At 60.5% G+C, this 20,078-nt stretch carries 20 protein-coding genes and 3 pseudogenes; 12 read left to right on the top strand and 11 right to left on the bottom strand.

Features of this window, described 5'->3' with window-relative positions; translation table 11 throughout:
• Positions 1-63 precede the first annotated feature (63 nt).
• From BO1_RS13870 to BO1_RS13910, 9 genes and pseudogenes are all read left to right on the top strand, one after another.
• A complete protein-coding gene (locus BO1_RS13870) occupies positions 64-477 on the top strand; it encodes an antirestriction protein (RefSeq protein WP_028218066.1) in 414 nt (137 codons plus the stop codon).
• Positions 478-529: 52 nt separating this feature from the next.
• Positions 530-1,213: pseudogene (locus BO1_RS50985) on the top strand (DUF932 domain-containing protein); the annotation flags it as partial.
• A 163-nt stretch (positions 1,214-1,376) separates the two neighbouring features.
• Positions 1,377-2,609: a tyrosine-type recombinase/integrase gene (locus BO1_RS60720; RefSeq protein ID WP_043284809.1), complete on the top strand. Its 1,233-nt coding sequence runs from the start codon at positions 1,377-1,379 to the stop codon at positions 2,607-2,609.
• Positions 2,590-3,555: a tyrosine-type recombinase/integrase gene (locus BO1_RS56915; protein ID WP_043284780.1), complete on the top strand. Its 966-nt coding sequence runs from the start codon at positions 2,590-2,592 to the stop codon at positions 3,553-3,555. The genes BO1_RS60720 and BO1_RS56915 overlap by 20 nt, the downstream gene beginning before the upstream one ends.
• Complete coding sequence (locus BO1_RS13895; RefSeq protein ID WP_028218068.1) at positions 3,552-4,574, top strand: tyrosine-type recombinase/integrase; 1,023 nt, start codon at positions 3,552-3,554, stop codon at positions 4,572-4,574. The genes BO1_RS56915 and BO1_RS13895 overlap by 4 nt, the downstream gene beginning before the upstream one ends.
• Before the next feature lie 148 nt (positions 4,575-4,722).
• Positions 4,723-4,875 (top strand): annotated as a pseudogene (locus tag BO1_RS62280) (DUF932 domain-containing protein); the annotation flags it as partial.
• Between the two features lie 51 nt (positions 4,876-4,926).
• Positions 4,927-5,235 (top strand): hypothetical protein, encoded by a 309-nt coding sequence (locus tag BO1_RS13900; RefSeq protein ID WP_028218069.1) that lies wholly within the window; start codon positions 4,927-4,929, stop codon positions 5,233-5,235.
• A gap of 650 nt (positions 5,236-5,885) precedes the next feature.
• On the top strand, positions 5,886-6,218 hold the full coding sequence (locus BO1_RS51000; RefSeq protein ID WP_043284782.1) for a hypothetical protein: 333 nt from the start codon (positions 5,886-5,888) through the stop codon (positions 6,216-6,218).
• A gap of 91 nt (positions 6,219-6,309) precedes the next feature.
• A complete protein-coding gene (locus tag BO1_RS13910) occupies positions 6,310-6,636 on the top strand; it encodes a hypothetical protein (protein ID WP_028218070.1) in 327 nt (108 codons plus the stop codon).
• Between the two features lie 269 nt (positions 6,637-6,905).
• On the opposite strand, the gene BO1_RS57435 is transcribed toward BO1_RS13910, so the two are convergent.
• From BO1_RS57435 to BO1_RS13950, 9 genes are all read right to left on the bottom strand, one after another.
• A complete protein-coding gene (locus BO1_RS57435; protein WP_084687945.1) occupies positions 6,906-7,475 on the bottom strand; it encodes a phage integrase family protein in 570 nt (189 codons plus the stop codon).
• Positions 7,476-7,534: 59 nt separating this feature from the next.
• Positions 7,535-7,777 (bottom strand): hypothetical protein, encoded by a 243-nt coding sequence (locus tag BO1_RS56360; protein ID WP_028218072.1) that lies wholly within the window; start codon positions 7,775-7,777, stop codon positions 7,535-7,537.
• Entirely contained in the window at positions 7,777-7,977 is a 201-nt protein-coding gene (locus BO1_RS51010; RefSeq protein ID WP_043284811.1) for an FmdB family zinc ribbon protein, read from the bottom strand. The genes BO1_RS56360 and BO1_RS51010 overlap by 1 nt, the downstream gene beginning before the upstream one ends.
• An 87-nt stretch (positions 7,978-8,064) precedes the next feature.
• Positions 8,065-8,223, bottom strand: coding sequence for a hypothetical protein (locus BO1_RS59070; protein ID WP_156992238.1), 159 nt, complete (start codon positions 8,221-8,223; stop codon positions 8,065-8,067).
• Entirely contained in the window at positions 8,211-8,357 is a 147-nt protein-coding gene (locus BO1_RS60725) for a hypothetical protein (protein WP_218002803.1), read from the bottom strand. Before BO1_RS60725 ends, BO1_RS59070 begins: the two co-directional genes overlap by 13 nt.
• Positions 8,354-8,602 (bottom strand): FitA-like ribbon-helix-helix domain-containing protein, encoded by a 249-nt coding sequence (locus tag BO1_RS13935; RefSeq protein ID WP_028218073.1) that lies wholly within the window; start codon positions 8,600-8,602, stop codon positions 8,354-8,356. The genes BO1_RS60725 and BO1_RS13935 overlap by 4 nt, the downstream gene beginning before the upstream one ends.
• 419 nt (positions 8,603-9,021) lie before the next feature.
• On the bottom strand, positions 9,022-9,264 hold the full coding sequence (locus BO1_RS13940) for a hypothetical protein (RefSeq protein ID WP_245643790.1): 243 nt from the start codon (positions 9,262-9,264) through the stop codon (positions 9,022-9,024).
• Positions 9,265-9,586: 322 nt separating this feature from the next.
• Positions 9,587-9,880: an H-NS histone family protein gene (locus BO1_RS13945; protein WP_028218075.1), complete on the bottom strand. Its 294-nt coding sequence runs from the start codon at positions 9,878-9,880 to the stop codon at positions 9,587-9,589.
• A gap of 143 nt (positions 9,881-10,023) precedes the next feature.
• Entirely contained in the window at positions 10,024-10,365 is a 342-nt protein-coding gene (locus BO1_RS13950; RefSeq protein ID WP_028218076.1) for a hypothetical protein, read from the bottom strand.
• A gap of 258 nt (positions 10,366-10,623) precedes the next feature.
• Between BO1_RS13950 and BO1_RS13955 the strand changes: the two genes are divergently transcribed.
• Both BO1_RS13955 and BO1_RS51020 read left to right on the top strand, forming a co-directional pair.
• Positions 10,624-12,354: a site-specific integrase gene (locus tag BO1_RS13955; RefSeq protein ID WP_028218077.1), complete on the top strand. Its 1,731-nt coding sequence runs from the start codon at positions 10,624-10,626 to the stop codon at positions 12,352-12,354.
• A gap of 118 nt (positions 12,355-12,472) precedes the next feature.
• The gene (locus BO1_RS51020) at positions 12,473-12,946 is read left to right on the top strand and encodes an SET domain-containing protein (RefSeq protein WP_043284814.1); all 474 of its coding nucleotides are present in this window, start codon (positions 12,473-12,475) and stop codon (positions 12,944-12,946) included.
• 454 nt (positions 12,947-13,400) lie between these two features.
• Here the strand turns inward: BO1_RS51020 and hxsA4 are convergent, their stop codons facing one another.
• Entirely contained in the window at positions 13,401-14,036 is a 636-nt protein-coding gene (gene hxsA4 / locus BO1_RS62005; protein ID WP_407669945.1) for a His-Xaa-Ser repeat protein HxsA4, read from the bottom strand.
• A 12-nt stretch (positions 14,037-14,048) separates the two neighbouring features.
• Between hxsA4 and BO1_RS59080 the strand changes: the two are divergent.
• A pseudogene (locus BO1_RS59080) lies at positions 14,049-14,189 on the top strand (IS110 family transposase); the annotation flags it as partial.
• A 235-nt stretch (positions 14,190-14,424) separates the two neighbouring features.
• Here BO1_RS59080 and BO1_RS57440 read toward each other — a convergent pair.
• Positions 14,425-19,488 carry an RHS repeat-associated core domain-containing protein gene (locus BO1_RS57440; protein ID WP_084687946.1) on the bottom strand — a complete coding sequence of 1,688 codons (5,064 nt, stop codon included), beginning with the start codon at positions 19,486-19,488 and terminating at the stop codon, positions 14,425-14,427.
• Positions 19,489-20,078 lie beyond the last annotated feature (590 nt).

Raw genomic sequence — 20,078 nt, forward strand, 5'->3', positions numbered from 1 at the left:
TCTTAAAGACACTATACTTATTTTGTGCCTCGCATGTTGCGATGGCCATAACCGGAGATAACCGTGATTGACAATGAAACCCGTATTTCTTCTTCTGTCATCCCTGATGAATTGCAACTGAATGTCCTGCCGCGCTATCTTGGCCAGCACTACCTGACCGGCGAAGGGATGGTGTACGACTGGGCCGCGCGCCTGTGCAGCCGGTATCAGAACGGCGCGTGGCACTTCTTCTCCCTCTCCAATGGTGGTTTTTACATGGCTCCCGCCGAGATGGGCCGCGTGCATGTGCGCTGGCACCTGAACGGCTACAACGACATGATGGGCGCGGATGCCTTCGGCGTCACCGTGACGCTCTTCGCGCTCTGCCACCTCGCTGAAAAGACGCAGGACGATTCCATCATCGATCGTTACCACCAGTTGCGTGAGTTCGCCGTACAGCACGTGGAAGCCGCCAACATCCTGCGCGCCATCGATTAACTGACCGGCCCCGGCCTGCGGGCCGGATCTGCTCCATCATTGGGGAAAAGACATGAGTACGCTAGCAAGCCGCTTCAGCAGCAATGCCATTGTCCTGCGCTCGGATCACCCGCTGACGAACGACGAAATCGCGGAAGTTGCGCCTTCCGTCCTTGCCAACGCCGCGCACGAAAGCCGTTCGGCGCGTTACACCTACATTCCCACCGTGGATGTACTGGATGCACTCCGGAAGGAAGGCTTTCAGCCCTTCATGGTCTGTCAGACGCGTGTGCGCAATGACGACATGCGCGAATACACCCGGCACATGCTTCGCCTGCGCCACGCCGACCAGATCACGGGCACGCGCGAAGCGAATGAGGTCATCCTGTTGAACAGCCACAACGGCAGTTCGAGTTATCAGATGATCGCCGGAATGATCCGCTGGGCGTGCCAGAACGGGATTGTGTGTGGTAACGACCTCAGCGATATCCGCATCCCGCACAAGGGCGATGTGATCGGTCAGGTTGTTGAAGGGGCGTTCAAGGTGCTCAAAAACTTCGATCAAACTGCGGAACAGCGCGAAGGCATGGCGGCGACGGTGCTCGATGAGGGCGAACAGATTGCCTTTGCCCGCGCGGCGCTCACGCTGCGTTATGACGAGAGCAAGCCTGCGCCGGTCACGGAACGCCAGCTTCTCGCGCCGCGCCGCATGGAGGATCGTGCGCCCGATCTCTGGACCACCTTCAACCGTGTCCAGTAACGTTATGTGCAACGTTACTGGACTTATGTGGCGATGCCGCTTACGTGGAGCAATTCAACAGACCCTGCGTCGGTTGGGAATTTCTCTCGCCACATCTGCACATTACTTTTCAGATCGCGCTAGCGTTGAGATCCCTGATCCATTTCAAGAGGTGATCGTCATGCTTGAAGAACTCTTTGTTCGCGTCCACGCGAGATACACGTGCTCACCGCATGCCGCCGAGCTCAACGAGTTCGCGCTATGGTTGATCAGCCACGGGTACGGGCAGCGCTACGCCCAGCGACTCGTTTTCCGTGCCATGCGCTCTCTGGATGCCTTCGATCTCCCCTCAGCTAGTCAATGGACTGATCAGCAAATCGACTGTGCGTTCCGCAATCGCCGCCACCCTCGACTGTATCGCCACGCCAGCCACGCTTTTCGTGCTTTCCTCGTCTCTGTCGATAGACTTTTACCGACGCCAGCGGAGGACCCGAGGGCGGTACTGATTGAGCAGTTCGCCGATTATCTCAAAGAGGTTCGCGGGTTGCACCAACATACCGTCTCGCAATATGTCAACGAAGTTCGTTCGTTTCTGAATGCTACGCTCGCCAATAGCTCATCGATGGATTCGATCAACGTCGACGACATAGAACGTTACGTTAGTCGACGGTCACGTTCCGTGAACCGCCACACCCTTCATTACGTCCTGGCTCAGATCCGTGTCTTTCTGGACTACTGCTCGGAGCGAGGCGTACTTCCACGGCCGATTCAATCAATCGACCTTCCTCGCGCGTTTCGACGTGATCAGCCGCCACGTGCACTTACATCAGATTTCATTGAGCGATTCCTCGACTCTATTGACCGACGTGACCGTTGCGGCTGGCGCGACTTCATGCTCTTCCACCTGATGGCCCGCTATGGTTTGAGAACAGGTGAGACGACGCGATTGACAACCGATTCGATCGATTGGGCTGTAAGGGCGCTCCATGTCGAGCAGTACAAGACGCGAAGCTGGCTCACCTTGCCGCTGGCAAGTGAAACAATTGAGCTGCTCCACCGCTATCTTGCGGACGGCCGACGGTCCAGCCCATGTCGAGCACTCTTTCTCACTGCCACGGCGCCGGATCGGCCAATGACGAACTCGGCGGTGAGCGCTGCGTTCAAGTTTCGAGCCCGCCGCAGTGGTCTTCCAATCGCCGATGCCTCTTCCTATGCCCTGCGTCATTCATTTGCAATGAGGCTGTTCGAGAGCGGCGTGAACATCAAGACTATTGGCGACCTGATGGGTCATCAAAGCCTGGAGAGCACGGCTGTTTACCTCCGGCTGCACATGAACGCGTTGAGAGACGTCCCATTGCCCGTTCCTCAGCAACAACCAGGATCAGGAGGCCACCATGTGCGCCTTGAATCTTGAGCAGGCTGTCGAGGGTTATCTCGAGTATAAGATCTCGCTTGGTCTGAATTTTAAGCAGGAGTCCTGGTTATTAAGGCATATAAATAAACAAATTCTCGAGGACGGCCGCGTCGAGCTAGACGCAATTGCGTATGAGCACTGGAACAACAGCATCAAGGATCGGCACAACAATACGCGGCGTAAGTGGCAACAGATCGTCTACAACTTCTGCCTCTATCGACGGCGCAGTGATCCCACTGCTTTTGTACCGGAAGCCGAAGGATTTGTCAGGAAGCGACCATATGTCACGCCAGTGATCGTTGAGCCCGAACAGATCAGTCGAATGCTCATTGTGGCCACGGGACTCTCGTCAAACCGAAGCTTTCCGTTGCGTGGACCGTGCATGCGACTCGCCGTTGTACTGCTCTACACGTGCGGACTGCGCCTGGGCGAGCTGCTGCGACTCAGGCTTTCCGACGTGGAAGAAGGCGGTCGTGTGCTGCGTATCCGCGAATCCAAATTCCATAGGTCCCGGCTCATCCCGTTGTCAGATAGCGCAGCGGGAGAATTGCGAGCCTATCTGGACACGCGTCGTGCCATGGCCAGTACCAAAGCTGATGCGCCGCTTTTGTGCAATCGCTTTGGAGGCGCCGTGCATCCATACAGTCATCCAGGTATGCAAGCCGCGCTGATCAATCTGTTTGACGCCGCCGGCGTTCGCGACGAATACGGCCGACGTCCGCGCGTGCATGACCTTCGCCACAGTTTTGCCCTGCAGGCGTTGATTCGGTGGTATCGGCAACGGGCCGACGTGCAATCAAAGTTGCCGATGCTCGCGCTGTACATGGGACACACATCGATCGAATCGTCCGCATATTACCTGAAGTGGGTGCCAACGCTGCGACAGCTGGCAAGCACGCGCTTCGAAGAACGATTCGGCTATCTCGTAGAGGGAGATTCGCTATGAAACGCCAACTTCCAACTGACCTTGCGCAGGCCATATTCCGCTTCTTTCAGGACTACCTTCCCGCCCAGCGAGGGATGAGTCTACATACGATCCATAGTTACCGCGACAGCGTGATATTGTTTTTACGCTACCTTACTGAGGATACCGATAGGACGACAGATAGACTGCAATTGCGTGACTTCACGGCTGATCACGTGATTCGTTTCCTTGCCCATCTGGAAGCGGAGCGCAAGAACACTATTGCCACCCGGAACGTACGGTTGGCGGCACTGCATACGCTCGCCCGCTTCCTCTGCGGGCACGACCCCGAACACATGCTCATTTTTCAGGGCGTACTCAATATTCCGTTCAAACGTGGTGCGCCGCGTGTACCGATCGATTATCTTGACGCGCATGAGGTCGAAGCGCTGCTTGCTGCGATAGACCGAACCACCGCAACTGGTCGACGCGATTACGCATTGTTCGCGACGATGCTCAATACCGGCGCACGGGTGCAGGAGGTCCTGAATCTGAAGGCGCAAGATATTCGATTCGATCCTCCCCATCAGGTTCGCCTCACGGGTAAGGGCAACAAGGTACGCCTGTGTCCCATCTGGGAAAGCACTGCGCAGTTGCTGCACCAACTGGTACGCGATGGTGATTTGAAGCAGTCCGATCAGTTTGTGTTTCGAAACCGCCGTGATGAACCGCTTACACGGTTCGGCGTTCGCTACCTTTTGCACAAGTACTTGCCTGTGTCCAACGGACAAGGATCGCGCGAAGGGGCGAGACGGCCCCATCCCCACTGCCTGCGCCATACGACAGCCGTTTACCTGCTGAAGGCCGGCGTCGATTTCGCAACGATCAGCCAGTGGTTGGGGCACGCCCAGCTCAACACTACGATGCGATACGCAAAGGCCGATATGGATCTGAAGCGGCAAGCGCTCTCTCAGGTGTTCCCCGAGGTGCTGGGCGCACCCGCTATATCAGCCGTTCCGCTTGACGGTAGTCGACTGACCAGTTGGCTACGGCGACTCTAGTTTTCGCGAACCCGGCGCGGCGCGCTGCATGAACGCGGCCGCGCTAGCCCAGCTGGCCACCCGGAAATAATGTGCAATGAATCCGCCATCAACATGGATCTCACTCTCGAAAGCGACGCTACTCAACGTAAGCGACAAGGCAACATAAGTCCAGGAAAACATGACTCGCGGTGGGCTGCACGGTCGCAACGCAAGCGGTCGGGCCACCACAACCCGCGCCGTCACCGGTATCGACCAGAATATCCGCCTGAACCGTGCCCTGTGGGTACTCGCTGACGAACTGCGCCGCCTGCGCGGCTAACCGGATTGCCCCGGCCTTCGGGTCGGGGCAATCCCACCAGGGGAATATCGCATGGACACCCTGAACACCCGTCCTTCGTGGCTCGCCACCCTGCTGCCGTTGCTGGCTGTCTGGCAGTACGGAGACCGAAATATCGTGCGCGCCGAACTGCACCGCATGGCCCTGTCGGCTGATGCGGCGGCACACGCCGCCGATGCGCTCCGGCGCATTGCCAGCATGCTTGACCGCGAAGGCAATCCAGTCGAGATGCATCGCGAGGAATTGCGCGCCGTCGCCCTTGCCGCACTGGCCAACTTTGATCGTGTACCGCCTTACGCCCCCGTCACGACCATCATCGAACACCAGGTGCAATTGCACTAGCAGTGGCGGACTGACGTTCAACGCCCGCGCATGGTATGGCGCGGGCCTGTGAGGCTCTCATGACTACCCGCTTGGCCATCGCCGAAATCAAACAGGCCATCAACTTCTGATGCCCGCAGGAAGCACCTGGCCAGGATGGCGCGCTGTGCGCACGGGCGCGCCCGCTCGCCGACGTGTAGGGCCTGATGATCTAGGAGCGCGCAACGTCTGTCGATGTCTCGCGGCTCACGCCTGAGCAGGTGGACGCGGTGCGCGTCGCGCTGGATCCCCGGCTTCCGCCGCCGTGATAGCCTTGCGGCCGGCCACCGGGGGCTGGCCCGAGCGCGCCCCGCCCCTCCCCCTGCAAGCCAGGAGGCCGGATAATCACGCCACGTCTCGCGCGCCGCGCGCCCGGATCGAGGCGCACGGGGACCCGCGCCGCGGGCGCGGGGAGAGCGCCGGCGCGCCGCGGCTGCGGCGCGACGATCCGGCTGGGCCTGGGTGGACCGCCGGGCGGGGTCGTCAAGCTCCCGCAGGGAGCGTGTATCCCCCGCGGCGCAGCCGTGGGGGCTCGATTGCTACCCCTTTCAGCGCCAGGAGGGACTGGTTGCGGGGCTATCACGTGCAAAAATGTACGAGCCAGAAAAATTGGAACAGGAAGGTACTGAAAAATGACCGTCGAATATCACGTGCAGATCCGCAAGGAGTGTCTGTGCCCGGCCGATGAGGGATGGGTACGACCTCGAGGCGCTGAGGTCCAGGAGGTCGTGCGGCGCACAGGCCTGTCAGGACGCGCCGTGGCACGTGTGCTCGGACTCAGTGAGCATGGCGGCCGGCAGGTGCGGCGCTGGATCAGCGAGGACGCGCCGATCAACTATACGGCGTGGGCGATCCTCTGTGATATGGCCGGTCTCGGCCGGATATGGCGTGGAAAAACGCTCGAGATGGGCCTGAGTCTCAGCGATACGGGCGAAGATGCCGAAGGTGCCGGGGACGATTCCTGAGCAGTACCAGGGACGGGAATCGTGAAACGGATAATTCCGGGATTGAGGCCGTGCTGCGGAACTACCAGTCGACCACAAAATGAGGATATGGATGACCAATACTCCTGTCTCTTTTCCGCGATACCTTGCCGCATCGGCCGTTGAGGCACTCGCGATATTAACGACGATTTACACGCTCTGGAGCATCGTTCCGTTCTTGCGCGGTGACCTTGGCGCACCCGGCGCATATGTCATTCACTGCGTAGTACTTTGGTTGACGCACCTCGCCAATCAGTTCTTCGGTCTGCCCGTGGCGCACGGCACTGACGGACTCACCTACTACTTCAGTGGTTTTATCGTCTGGATGGGGCTCTCGAGTTTTATGATCGCCATGGGCTACGGTCTGAGCCGCGCGGCGGCGGGCCATCACGATGACTGACGACGATGCGAACGAACCGGGCAACCGGAAGGAGAGTCACGATGAAGCACGTGGTGGCGCCGCCTGGTGCGTTCATTCTGGCATCCGGGCCTGCGTGCTTGTACGCCGGATGGGTTTCTGTTGTTGACGGCGCGGTCCTCGCGCGCGGCATCCATACCAGCCGCCTTGATGGTCATGCCGCAGGCCGACCCGGTACCTGCAGGGCAACAAGTCTTTGACGGCACGAAAATGACGCGTGACGGGCAGATTGTTCGGTGTGACGAGACAGGTCAAGCGTATGTGATAACTGTCAAAGACAGTTTCACAATACGCGATCCCGTCTGGAAAAATGGGAAGCCCGTTAAATACCGACGTGACATGTTCGTGAATTGAGCCGCAGTCCGAAGGAACGGGGAGCTGGCATGAATCGGGAGAACCGTATGCCGTGGCGGCCGTGGCTCGTCCAGACGGCTGGCGGCGTGCAGGTCCAGCCAGTCGATCCCGCGCCGTGCGCCCTTCTGCCCCAGGTGGGGCACTTCGGCGAACCAGCGCGGGAGACGCCCGCGGATCAGGGCCAGCAGGTCCGCGAGGGTTGCGAGGCCTGCGGCGGTCAGGCGCGCGGCAAGCGCCGGATCGAACCAGGTATCGAGCGGATCTTCCGGCCGGGGATCGAGCGCCAGCGCGGCCTCCGTGCGCGCGAGGGCGGACGCCTGAGCTCGCGCAGCGGCGCATTGCGGGCGAGTTTGCGATCCAGCCGTTGACGTTCCGGCGGCGAAGCCTGCGGCGGATACGCGTCGCGGTACAGCGCGCGGAGTTCCGCCTCGGAGTAGAACCCATCCGGGTCGACCTGCTCGGGCCAGTCATCGAGCGGGGGTGCGCCGGGCGCCGGTGCAGGCCCGGCGGCGGCGAGCTGAGCTGGTCACGCAGGCTGCCCGGCTTCAGACGCAACAGGTGCGCGGCGTGCGCGCCGCGCGGCGGTCGACAGGGTGTCGCGGATAAGCACGAGCTGCCGGCGCGTGATCCGCGCATCGGTGCCCAGGGTGCCGTAGCTCGCGTGCAGCGCCGTGGCGTCCACGCCTTCGAGCCATGCGCGGTACAGCTCGAAATCGGCGCGGGTGAGGCGCGATGGCCGGGCGGGGTGGGGTGTTGCGGTACGTGGCATCAGGAATCCGCGCTACCGTCTCCAATCGGCGGCGTGACGTGCAGCGTGACCCCGCCATCCCACTCGAGGACAACCGGACCGCCACACGACCTGCAGCAGGCCGCTTCGCCGTCGTGCGTATCACCGGGCAGGTGGACTTCACCCCGGGCCTGGCAGGCGGGACACCGGTAAACGTAGAGAACCTGTCCTGTGTCTTCCATGATTACCTCCGTTGCAGTGAGCGCGCCGTCAGTCGTCGTGCTGCGTGCCATCGTCGATCCCGCCTCGCCCGGGTTCAATCCCGTGCATCAAAACAGGCAAAGCTGCCGCGGATCCCGCACCGGCACCCGCGCGGGCTGCACGCCCTGCCCGACCCGCCGTATCCGCGCGATCAGCGGAACCACGCAGCCATCGACGGTCAGCCCGAAGCCGAACGCCTCGAGGCCGTCTCGCGTCAGGTGCGCCATGGGTTTCCAGGTCGGCGCCCAGCCGTGTGCGCGTGTGCGGACGAGCAGCTGCCGCCGGCGAACCAGGCCAGCACCGCGGGTTCCGGCGCCGGGCGCAGCAGTTCGGACAGCACGTTGGTGTCGAGCACGATCATGCGACGCCCAGGTCCGGTTCACGCATCGGCTCACGGGCCGGCAACTCGAGCTCGACGCCCGCGAACGGCGCGACGCGCCGGCGGATCGTGTCGACCAGGCTGTCGCCCTGCAGGGGCTCGGTGGCAAGCGCGCTGCGCAGGATGTCGCGCGCCTCCTCCTCCATCGAGCGCCCGTGGCGGGCGGCCTGGATGCGCAAGCGCGCCTTGAGCGGCTCGTCTAGATTGCGGATGGTCATGATGGCCATGGGAGCCTCCGGGGTGTAAACGGCATTCACTGTAGTCAATGAATGGATTCATTGACTACATACCGGCACACGCGCGCTTCGCCCCCGTGCCTTGCCCGGTGGGCGTCCGACGAAGCGAAAGTCAGCGCGTCCCGGACGTGAATGTTTTCGACCCGCCCGGCGAGCGCATCCATGCCACCACAGGTCCCCGTGATCAGCCAGTGGCTCACCACACTGGCGAGCGACGCCCGGTATTCGGGGATGACCGCATAGGGCGAAAAACCCTGTCCGAACCACCGATGACGTTCGAACGACAAATGCCCGAAGCGGTGACAGATTGTTTGCGCTCCACATCCCGCTAGCGACGCAGGGGCACAACCGCCCTGCCCGTCCCGCATGGCCCGACAGTCGCGAACACCAGGCTTTGGGCACGCATCCCTTCAGCGCTCAAGCGCAGGTTCGTCGAACAGATCGGGACCCACGCGAGACGCGGCGGGCTCGGGGACTTCGCCGGCGCGGACCTGCTCCAGCAGGGGCGGGGGCAGCCAGACCGCCTCCAGTGTGCTGATCCCGCCTTCGATCAGTTGCTGCAGGAAGAACGACGGTTTGCGACCACTCGTTTCGGCCAGAAGCCGGAGCCTGCGCTCGATGGCCGGATCGATGCGGACTGCGACAACCTTCAATTTTTCTGCTTTCCTGGGCCTGACCAACCTGCGCTCCGCAATTTTCAACGTATGCGCATTCTACGCGGAGCTCCCGGACGTAATGCTCTGCGCGTCAGGAATACGTAACGCGGTACCTGCCCGCACGCGTCGGCGAGCCCGCAACGCTTCGCGTTCGCCGGCTTGCGTCGCGCCCTTGCCCGATGCCGTCGTACGCGTTCACTCACCCCCTGCACGCCGACAAGATCGCCATCCGTCACCGAGGCGATACCCCCGCCCCGGGACGCTAATCCACCCCGAGGTTTGTCCTCCGGCGCGGAGCCCTGGCTGCGGGACACTCTGCTCATAGAAGGAACCGGTCGCGGTTCTTCGCATCCTTGATCCAGTTCGGCGCACGGCCCCGGCCCGACCAGGTTGCGCCGGTCTTCGGATCACGATATTTAGCCGGCACAGCGCTTTCGGCGGTTTTCCTCGGTCTGCCGCGCCCGCGTCCGAAGATGTCCTGCTCGGTGAATCCGTAGTCGGCCACCTTCGCCCGGATGTCCGCGAGGACCTCCTGAAACTCTGCCGCCCGGGCCGCCGCCGCCTGCGCCTCGAGCGCGGCCATTTGGGCTTTCAGCTCCTGGTATGTCGCCAAGATTGACCTCCCCGACTGGATATGATGATGGCGATCATAGCCCGCTTCGCGTCAGTGCGACCGGCAGCTGCCCCCCAGTCGCAAGCGGGAATCCAGTCCCGGCACGCGCCCCCCTGGCGCGCCTGCAGCTGGCCCACCAGTGACTAGAACAACCCCTGCTGCCGCACATCCCGCGGGGGCGGCAGCGAGACCTTCGCGCGGTGAGCGGTGCGACGGCGCGCGAGGCGGCGCACATGGGCCACGAGCTCGGCCCGGACGCCCTCCGCCACCAGCACCAGTGAATACAGCTGCAGGCCGTCGGGCCCGGCTTCAGGTCGTGCGCGCAACGACATGCGCAGGGCCAGGCGCCGCGCGCGATCAAGCAGCTGGGTGCGGCTCATACCCGGCCAGCACGCGGCGACCAGTGCCGCGACCGGCGGCGGAAGGGATTCGGGGGCGCAGCCGGCGGGCAGCGCGAGGGCAACGAGTTCGAAGCGGACGGTCATATCGTGTGGAGATGCTGTTCTAAGCTGCTGGGAAGACCGGGCGACCTGCTCATCCTGGCATCAATCCCACTGCGCTGCAAACCCCTTCCGCAGGCTTCATCGCTAAGCGCTCACCATCCCAGAAGCCGCAAGAGCACCGTAGGACACCCCCGCCGCGCACGACCGATCCCAAGTTTTTCCCAAAAATGTGCAATGCAACAGTGCCATTAAGATAATCCTTTTATCACAATGCACCGGTTTATGCAGTAAACTTGGTGCATGACAAATCGCCCTGACCGGCTCCCGGCCCCGCCTTCCCCCGAACCCGCCGGCTTTCCCGATGCCGACGAACTCGCGATGCTGCGCGCCTGGTATTCCGGCCTGTCCGTGCGCCAGGCCGTGGCGCGCTACCTGCCCGCGCGCCTGGGCGACGGCAAGTCCGCACGCGGCGTGCTGGGTACCCTCCGGCGCCGGCTGCAGGCCCTCGCGCGCGCGGCGCATCGCGACGACCTGGCGGCGCTGTTCGCCCATTCTGCGGAGGAACGCGAACGGCACGCGAAGGCCGTCGCCCAGGCGATCGACGCCCTGCGCACCGCGCGCCCGCCGGAGCCGCAGATCGCCGACGCCATCGCGCAGTGGTTCGCGCCGCGCGCGGTGCGCGTGCTGCACGCGCACGGCATCACGACACTGGCCGACCTCACCGTGCGCATCCCGCGCCGACGCCAGTGGTGGAAGGCCGTGCCGGGGCTCGGCATGGCGAGCGCCCGCGCCATCGAGGCGTTCTTCGCGGCGTGGCCGGCGCTCACGGAAAAGGCGCGCGCGCTCGTGGCCGCGGACCGGCGCGGCCCGATGGACATGATGTGCGTGCCGTGGGAAGCGATCCGGGTGCCCCACGAGGTCGACGGCTCCGATGGCACCTTCCGCGCACCGGCCGCCACCTGCACGCTCGATGCATCCAACGACTACGAGGCCGTGCACACCTGGCTGTCACTGCACGAGTCCCCCGCCACCCAGCGCACCTACCGCAAGGAAGCGGAGCGGCTGATCCTGTGGGCGATCGTCGAACGTGGCCGCGCGCTCTCGTCGCTCACGACGGAAGATGCCATCGCCTACCGCACCTTCCTGCGCCACCCTTCGCCGCGTGGCCGCTGGGTCGGTCCCGTGCGGGCGCGCACCTCGCCGGACTGGCGGCCGTTCAACGGCAGTCTCTCGGCGCGCTCGGTCGCGCACGCCCTGTCCATTCTCGGCGCCCTGTTCCGCTGGCTCATCGAGCAGCGCTACGTGCTCGCGAATCCGTTTGCGGGCGTGAAGGTGCGCGACGCGACCGGCACCCGGGTGCTCGATACCTCGCACGCGTTCAGCGAGGGCGAATGGGCCCTCGTGCGCACGATCGCGGACGGACTCGAGTGGTCGTACGGCTGGTCAGCGCCCGCGGCGCAGCGGCTGCGCTTCCTGCTGGATTTCGGCTACGCAACCGGCCTGCGCGCGAGCGAGCTCATCGGCGCGACGCTGGGACACGTCGAAACCGATCCGCGTGGCGACCACTGGCTGCGCGTGACGGGCAAGGGAAAGAAGCTGGCGCGCGTCGCACTGCCGCCGCTTGCGTGGGACGCGCTTGCGCACTACCTGGCCGCACGCGGCCTGCCCGTGCTGCCCGTGCGCTGGAATCCGGCCACGCCCATGATCGGCAGCCTTGACGTGGGCACCCCCGCGGACAGCGACGCGGCGATCAGCAGCGTGCGCCTGTGGATGGTGATGCGGCGGTTCTTTGTGCTGGCTGCGGATGCGATCGAGGCCGATCACGCGCCGCTCGCGGAAAAGCTGCGCCGTGCGAGCCCCCACTGGATGCGCCATACGCATGCGACGCACGCACTGGCCCGCGGCGCGGAACTCACCACCGTGCGGGACAACCTGCGGCATGCCTCGGTGTCGACCACGTCGATCTACCTGCACAGCGACGAGGTCAAGCGCGCGCGGCAGATCGGTGAGGCCTTCACCAAGGCAAAATGAACATGAGGTCGCTCATATGCAGCCGCCCATGAGCAGGACAGGCGAAGGGGCCGGCCGCCACATGTGTGTGGCCTTTTCTGCGGCTATACTCCGGCCTCCCTCCTTCCATTTGCCCAGCATGAAACGCGTTTCGGTCCGGCGATCTCCCATCCACGGCAAGGGCGTGTTCGCCCTTCGTCCACTTTCCCGTGGTGAGCGCGTGTTCGAATACCGGGGGCTCGTAACCACCTGGCGGGAAGCGTCGCGCCACTACGCTCGACGCGATGAGGAGAGCCATACCTTCCTGTTCGGCCTGTCCGACGGGCGGGTAATCGATGGCGGACGCGGCGGAAACGGCGCCCGGTGGCTGAACCATGCGTGCTCAGCAAATTGCGAAGCGGTCGAGGGAGCGGACCGTGTCTACATCGAGGCGATCCGCAACATCGCGCCCGGCGAGGAACTCTTCATCGACTACGCGCTTGAGGTTCCCCCGAAAACATCCCAGAAATCCCTCAGCGACTACGCCTGCCGTTGCGGGACAAGGCGTTGCCGTGGAACCATGCTCGGCCGCGCCTGGCGCGATCGGGTGCGCGCGGTTGATCGCTCGGCATAGCAGTGGCTGAGGTCGGGCCATTAAGAGACATTCGACGGTAGAACATGGATCGTTGACAATCGCAACGTTATGCCATTTCACCAGCCGATTGCAAGTACCTCGCTAACTATCGACTTGTGGCAACGCAGGCGGCTCGGCTCCGTTGATCAGCGACTGGCCGCCAATCACAAATACTTCGATTTCGCCTTGTTTGGCGAGGCACTCCAGCATATCAAAGCTGACACATTTCGCATCCAGCAGCTCGGCGACTCTTTATATTTGTGACGCAGGATGACCACGGAGTGGCGAGTAGGACTCTATCAGTCGTCTGAAATACTACACCGACGCATTAGCAATAGCGATTCCCCGCGCGCCTCTACAATATCATCTGTTATTCGGCCCCCTGCACCCGTGCAAACACTGTTAGAGCGCAGCCCTGTCGATGGCGGTCTAAATCCGCGCAAATCTGGCGGCGTCAAATAGAGACGGCGTGACCCGAGAGCAAAAAAGAACTCGCGGAAATGACCGACGCATCGTGACCGGGATGTTGATGCAGGGCACGGTGAAGGGAGCCCGAAGGGCGACTGGAGACGTGCCCTGCATCGGGGCGTGCCGTCCGCATGGTAGAAAGGCGTTTGCCGAAGAAGAAGAACAACAACAGGCGCAGCGCCGGCCTCAACCGCCAAGTCCAGTCCGGCGCCGCACCTCCACAAGGGATATCCACATGGCAGGTCTGTTGACCTGCCGGACAGCCGTGTGAGCCGTGTGAGCCGTGTGAGCCGTGTGAGCCGTGTGAGCCGTGTGAGCCGTGTGAGCCGTGTGAGCCGTGTGAGCCGTGTGAGCCGTGTGAGCCGTCAGTATCGCATTGCTCACGCGGCCCGTCGACCTTGTTCGACTGCTCCTCTTTGGCGTTCTGGAGGAACCGCCAATGCAGCCGCCCACGGGCCGCCTGTACGTGTGCGCCCGTTGCCGGGCGCAGGTCATCGTCTGCCACCGCTGCGATCGTGGCCAGATCTACTGCGGTCGCGACTGCGCTTTGGCTTCCCGCCGGGCCATTCAGCGGGAGGCTGGCCGCCGCTACTAGCGCAGCCGGCGCGGACGTTCTGCACATGCCGCCAGAATGCGGCGATATCGCAAGTTAGCAGCGCGCGGCAAGAATGTGAACACCGGTGTGGTTGCCGTTGCGCGAGAGCTCGCGGGGTTCATCTGGGACGTCGGCAGACTGGCCATGTCCCTCGCCATACCGCGGGCCAGACCAAACTGACACGGAATCACCTTAACGAGGACCCAGGGAGTTTCCTGAAGGCGGCGTAGCCCGGCACCCGAGTAACCCGCGATTGGACTATGCAACACATGTCATGTGACTTGCGACTTTAGGTAGCGGCAGGCTCATAGGGCGGACCACAGTAATGCGGTAACCAACCCGCGGATATCAGATCCTATGAAGCGAAGGCCTCGACAAGCTGACGCCTAAAATTGGCTGCAGAAGTTCGACGCAGCTATCTATATGGCGGCCTCGGCTGGGGAATCGGACATGGTGGAGGCAGGTACCCAGGGTTTGGTGCGACATGCGGATCGTCGGGCGTCGGATATGTCGGAACGTATCCTGGGTCGCCAGGGCCAACTGGCGCATCTGGATTCGGTACCGGTCCTGGCGGCTCAGGCGGGGGAGGAGGCACTGGCGCCGGTTCCCGGTAAGGTGAGTTGAATAGCCAGTGCCATACCAAGTTACCTCCATAAACAGCAAATGCCAGACCTAACGCACCTCCAGCCACAGTTCCAACCGGGCCCAGAAGACTCCCTATCTCGGCTCCACTCTCGGCAAAAGCCCACGCGCCCGCCTGCAACCCGAGTGTATCCTTCCGATTGACGGGATTGTTAAATCCATAAATATAAGGGTTTGTGTCGAACAACGCTGTAACCGGTTTCGCAGAAAAGTAGGAAGATAAAGTCGAGCTTTCCCAAATAGGATCGCGGCTCAACCAGCGCCCTAATGAGGGCGCATACGAGCGGTACTGCGCCAGCATGAGACCGCTACGGCCGTGCTGGTACATGCCCGCAAAACCGATGTCGCTTGCCATTGACCCTAAGGTCTCTACGCGATTGCCAAATGGATCGTATCTGTATTGGGCATTGACCGCTCCGTTCTGGCCAATGACCTGAAAGACGCTTCCGAGAAGGTCAAGCGTGTAAAAGTATTTCCGTCCACCGGAAATAAATCCTTGACTGAAGTATCGCGTGACAACTTGGCCGTTGGTATCGAGTTGCGCACACAAAACCGATCCGCACCACACATAGTTTTTGACCTCTGTGAGAATTTCAGTACCAGCGCTCCCGTCGAGTACGTACTCTTCGATTCGATTCCATCTCCCAAGCGCATCATAGGTAATGTGAGTTGATCCGTGGTCCCGCTCGTCGATTCGCACCAACTCGTCACGCGCATTCCAATGGAAACGGAGGGGGAGCGATGGATCGTCAATCGCGATCAAACGTCCCGCCTTGTCATATGAGGCACCCAAACCCACAATCTCGTTCACGGAGTTGGACTGCAACGTTTTAGTTGAGGAGCCGACGGATATTTGCGTCAGATTGGATGCTGCGTCGTAGCCAAAACTGTAAGAACTGGCGTTGTTGGCGTTTGTCGTCGGTGTAACGGCTTGCAAAGCGCCCGTGGCTCCGTATTGCATACCATAGGGGAATCCGGCATACGTGACTTGAGAAGGAAGGCGGTACTGATAAGGCGTGGACGTGGCAATAGTACCGTCGGCATTGTATGAATATCCCAGAGATAGGAATGCCGTGGTGTCACCCGGCCAGACTGGCGCATATGAGCCCTTCGGAGACTTTCCTCCACTGCGCCGCCAGAGTAGCTGTAACGCTCGACGGTCCTGCTCGGGTCCATAGAAAGTCGCGGACATCTCGATGCTAAACGACGGATGCGCAGCCTCGGCGGCCGGAGGTATTGATACCCGCCGCGATGCAACGGGTCCAGCGTTAATGTAGCTATAACTGAAATTACCCAACGATGATTGGTCCGTAACCACACGGTTTAATGGATCGAACTGACGCGTGTATGTCCCACCATAACCTGTAAGCCCGGTCATTCGACCTCGAGCGTCATACTGGTACTGAACCTGCGGGCTTCCAGACGGCGAATATGCCTCACCCGCGATTAAACTTAGTTGTGATGCGAAGCTACCGCTAACACTGTAGGTATAAGTGATCTGCTGATTCAAGAGGCTTGAAGGATTCGCCGCGTCTACCAACTGAGTGACCGAGGAAAGACGCGGGAGGTGGGGATCCCAAATTAAGCTGATCGGCGCAGAACTGGGATCCGAAATCTCAGGTGTGGCGGGATAAGTCCATTCAGAGAATGCCAATGAATTGTCGACATTGTAGCTATACGTAGCGGATTGACCGAGCGCGTTAGTGGCGCTATGAAGTCTGCTTGTCGACTTTTCGAACGAATAGGATACCGTCGTGTCATCCGAAAAAATTACAGCCGTTACACGATTCTCGCCATCACGGCTGAAGGTTGTGGTGCTGTTAGCCGGATCAGTCACCGAGAGCAAATAGCTTGACGGATAGTATGTTAACTTCGTGGTGTTATGACCATTATCGGTAATCGCGATCGGTCTGCGATCGTGATCGTAACTGATCGTCGTTTGCCGCCCCATTCGGTCCGTGTACTGATCGAGGTCGAGTAGCGTGTAATGAAATTTTTCAGTTGTGTTGTCAGGGTAGGTGCGTTGGATAATGCGGTCTGCAGCGTCGTAGGTGACGACGATGGTGAGTCCCTGCTCGTTTGTGAACGAGCCAACTCGATTTTGGGTATCAGGTGTGAAGGTACGCGTTGCGACGCCACAGGCGGGATTGCACAGAGGGGGACTTGATACGGAATTCAAAAATCCAGTCGCTCCGTCGTGACTATAAGTGAACACGTCTCCCCCGACTGAAACGGTATGTGTTTGCCCGTTGGTGTCGTAACTGTAAGCGATGGGTTGTCCACCATCCTGAACTTTCAGCGGTTGGTGCTGGGCGTTGTATAAGCTGACTACAAAGGAAGTCGCTCCCGGTGCCAGTTCGCCATTCGGCAAAATCCACTGTTCGGAAACAAGATCGATCCCGTTGGATGCGTAGGTTACCTGCATTTGCCGGCCAATCGGGTCCGTAAACAGTGTAACGTGACCATAATCATTACCTTGGTATTGCTGCAACTGGGTCGAGCCGTCGTCCAGCACTCGAGCGATAACTGTGGGTTTGTTGCTACTTCCAACCCAGTTCGGTGTAGAGTTGGTTGAAAGTAGAGGGTAGTTGTACCAAATCCGGTTTTCCAAGGGATCTTTAAGACTCTCCAGCACGGGACCAGTGGTTACTTCGTTTTGATGTTCAAAGTGAAGAATCCGTGCCTTCGTATAATCTGGCGACCCGTCCGGATTCGGCGTCGCAAGTGCCAAGGATAGTTGATACGGATCCCAAAAAAATGTGTTTCGATCTTCCAAATATTGATTTATTAACTGAACGACGTTACCTTGAGGAACAACGCTATTCGGCTCGCTTCGTTCGATTCCGGGTGCTCCCTCTCTCATGTCTACGCGCGAAGTTAATCCCTCCGGATCGGTAATAGTTAGCGAACGCCAGAAGCACAGCGTTTGGCCATCGGCTTGTGCTGCTGGACTGCATGTTGTAGAAGTATCGCTGGTTGAAAAACTGGTCACTCCGTATGGAGTTGACAACGTAGAGATAAAATCGTCTACGCCCCAGCCGTATGTCGACGTAATATTTAGGCGATCAGTTGTGCTACTGAGATGGGTGCCATCTGGTGAGTATCTGAGAGTAATGGCTCGTCCGAATGGGTCGACGACACCAGTAATCTTCAACGGATCGGATGGCTCGTTGTACTGAATCTCCGTGACCTGGTGAATTGCGTCGGTGACTGATACAATACGCATCGACGAATCATACTGGAACGTCACGGCATGCCCCTGCGGATCTACGATTGCAGTCAGGAAGTATCTTTGACCCCATGGAAAAATTGCGGGCGCCTGTTGAGTAAACGTCTGCGTAGACCCGTCGGGCAGCGTGCGCACGAAGCCATTTGAGATCCGGGTCAGATGCGCCTGACTCATCAAACCCGGTGCGAAACCGTTGAAGTACGTGTAAACCTCAAGCCCCCCACCCGGCAGATAAAGATCCGCCTCTTCGCCACCATTAACTCCCACGTTGTCGGTTATGTAGCTGATCCAGTTAGACGTCCACTTGGGGCCAAGATTGCTATAGTCGAAGGTGGCCGGTTGCTCGACGTCCCGATGCATGTAGAAGATCTGGAAGCTCACCGCTGGACCGAGCGGTGGCTGATAGCCGAGTAGTTCATCGTGCAGTTCGAGGCTGTCGTCCATCGCGTCGACACTGTAAGTTGTGCATCCTCCGGCAGGACTGCCACCGGCTCCGCCATTTGAACCATTGGGTCCGCTCGGTGCGCCGGGGGCACCGCCGCCGCCACAGCCCCCGCCCACTTGCGGGTCATTAGGTCCCGGCGGCGCCGTATTCGGGCCGGTCGGCCCGCGCCCCCATATATTGTTTCCCTCCAATGCATCGACGGGGCGCCAGCCTTCGGCGAGGCCCCCTTCCGGAATCAGAAAATACCCCGTCGCCTCGTCGTCAATCGTCGAAGTACGCGCCCACATTTCGTTGCTCGAACCACTACCAGCGATTCGGTAGAGATCACCGGTCTTTGCGATGATTGCTGCATAGTGCCCCATCTTGAAATTGATCACTGAAGGGACCGGTATACCCGATCCGGGGCGACGAAATGCCATTTGGTAATTGAGTCCGACGGACATGGCCAGGTGCCGTAGCTCGGTCAGCGAGATGCCCCGACTGGTCGCTCGGGCACCTAACAGTGGCAAGCCAGCCTTGAATTCGTTCTCGAACATGCAAATGCGCAACAGCGCAAATGGACCACAGCGAAAGGCCATTTGCGGGCTCTGCTGCATCACTTTCAGTTCGGCCCTGGCTTGAGCCACGTTTTCTGAGGCCGCGCCAGTAAAGGTTCGTCCCTGAGCAGAGTCGAGCAGTTTCGCTAGATCTGCCGAGTTGCCCGCATACATGAGGAGCACCGCAAGTTCGCCAAACATCGCGTCGGCGATCGCCTTCCCTCGGGGGGCGGTAATATCCCGTGACGCCTTCCACCCTTCCTGCCACGTCAATATGGCCTTCGAAAGATGGCCAGTTTCCTTGTAGATAAGGCCAAGATTAAACCTGAGGGCTGTGTTCCAAGGGGAGTCCGGGTGGTTCTGGATGAACGAAGCAATCGGAGCAATTTCGTCTGGATACTTCGATCGCTTATATTCGGCAAGCGCATCGGCCAGGACGCGACTTTCGCCATCGCTCGTCGGGCCGCCGACGGGTACCATCGAGCGGAATACACCGGACATAGGAACCGGGTCGACGGCGTCGTTGGCCGGCGGGTCGGCACCCGCATCAAGGCCTTGACCTTGGGCCGATGTGGTCGCAATCAGTGCAACGACAATGGCGATCAGTGCGTGTCGTGAGAAGCGCATGCAGCCCTCCGAATTAGGCAGCAGGAACGTTGGGCTGACGCGTCGAGAAATCACGCGCGAGCGGCCCACCTTCGCAAGCGCCTACCTGGTTTTCAACTTTTTTGGGTCGGCAAAACCTTCTTCGCGCTCCGCGGGGCGGATCGATGCAAACATCTCTTCGTTGATCGTTGGAAACAGTTCGACTCGAGTTAATTATAGGCGGTGTTGAAGAGCTGCAAGAGGTATTAAAAGAATTTGTTAGGCACATTAAAAAATATTACGTCTTCTTAATTTAATGTTTCAAATTTAACATCCACGTGTCACGAATTTTTTGATAACAACATGTCTGTCGTTAGCAAGCTTGTGCCAGCTGGAAGGCCCTGCGATCAGCGCTTCAGCTGACCGCTAGGATGTACCGCACGTGATCGTGGCAGTCTCGTCGAGGCTCATCAAGGTTGAAGGCGGAAAAGAGGCTTTCCTGACCACAACCTTGGTGACCCATCATGACGATGCACTCCCGTTGATCCACGTCTTCCAGGATATGCAAGATTCGACCTCTCGGATGAGTTTTTCAACAGAATCGGTCGGTTTCGGACGACCGCATTAGGGGG

Origin of the sequence: Paraburkholderia oxyphila NBRC 105797, from assembly GCF_000685075.1 — a bacterium.
In the GTDB taxonomy this organism is placed as follows: Bacteria; Pseudomonadota; Gammaproteobacteria; order Burkholderiales; family Burkholderiaceae; genus Paraburkholderia; species Paraburkholderia oxyphila.

Bases quoted from the DNA above. Each gene is read 5' to 3' on its own strand.
- BO1_RS60720 (WP_043284809.1), top strand. From the start codon at position 1,377: ATGCTTGAAGAACTCTTTGTTCGCGTCCACGCGAGATACACGTGCTCA.
- BO1_RS56915 (WP_043284780.1), top strand. From the start codon at position 2,590: ATGTGCGCCTTGAATCTTGAGCAGGCTGTCGAGGGTTATCTCGAGTAT.
- BO1_RS13895 (WP_028218068.1), top strand. From the start codon at position 3,552: ATGAAACGCCAACTTCCAACTGACCTTGCGCAGGCCATATTCCGCTTC.
- BO1_RS13900 (WP_028218069.1), top strand. From the start codon at position 4,927: ATGGACACCCTGAACACCCGTCCTTCGTGGCTCGCCACCCTGCTGCCG.
- BO1_RS51000 (WP_043284782.1), top strand. From the start codon at position 5,886: ATGACCGTCGAATATCACGTGCAGATCCGCAAGGAGTGTCTGTGCCCG.
- BO1_RS13910 (WP_028218070.1), top strand. From the start codon at position 6,310: ATGACCAATACTCCTGTCTCTTTTCCGCGATACCTTGCCGCATCGGCC.
- BO1_RS56360 (WP_028218072.1), bottom strand. From the start codon at position 7,777: ATGCCACGTACCGCAACACCCCACCCCGCCCGGCCATCGCGCCTCACC.
- BO1_RS51010 (WP_043284811.1), bottom strand. From the start codon at position 7,977: ATGGAAGACACAGGACAGGTTCTCTACGTTTACCGGTGTCCCGCCTGC.
- BO1_RS59070 (WP_156992238.1), bottom strand. From the start codon at position 8,223: ATGGCGCACCTGACGCGAGACGGCCTCGAGGCGTTCGGCTTCGGGCTG.
- BO1_RS60725 (WP_218002803.1), bottom strand. From the start codon at position 8,357: ATGATCGTGCTCGACACCAACGTGCTGTCCGAACTGCTGCGCCCGGCG.
- BO1_RS13935 (WP_028218073.1), bottom strand. From the start codon at position 8,602: ATGGCCATCATGACCATCCGCAATCTAGACGAGCCGCTCAAGGCGCGC.
- BO1_RS13950 (WP_028218076.1), bottom strand. From the start codon at position 10,365: ATGACCGTCCGCTTCGAACTCGTTGCCCTCGCGCTGCCCGCCGGCTGC.
- BO1_RS13955 (WP_028218077.1), top strand. From the start codon at position 10,624: ATGACAAATCGCCCTGACCGGCTCCCGGCCCCGCCTTCCCCCGAACCC.
- BO1_RS51020 (WP_043284814.1), top strand. From the start codon at position 12,473: ATGAAACGCGTTTCGGTCCGGCGATCTCCCATCCACGGCAAGGGCGTG.
- hxsA4 (WP_407669945.1), bottom strand. From the start codon at position 14,036: ATGTGCAGAACGTCCGCGCCGGCTGCGCTAGTAGCGGCGGCCAGCCTC.
- BO1_RS57440 (WP_084687946.1), bottom strand. From the start codon at position 19,488: ATGCGCTTCTCACGACACGCACTGATCGCCATTGTCGTTGCACTGATT.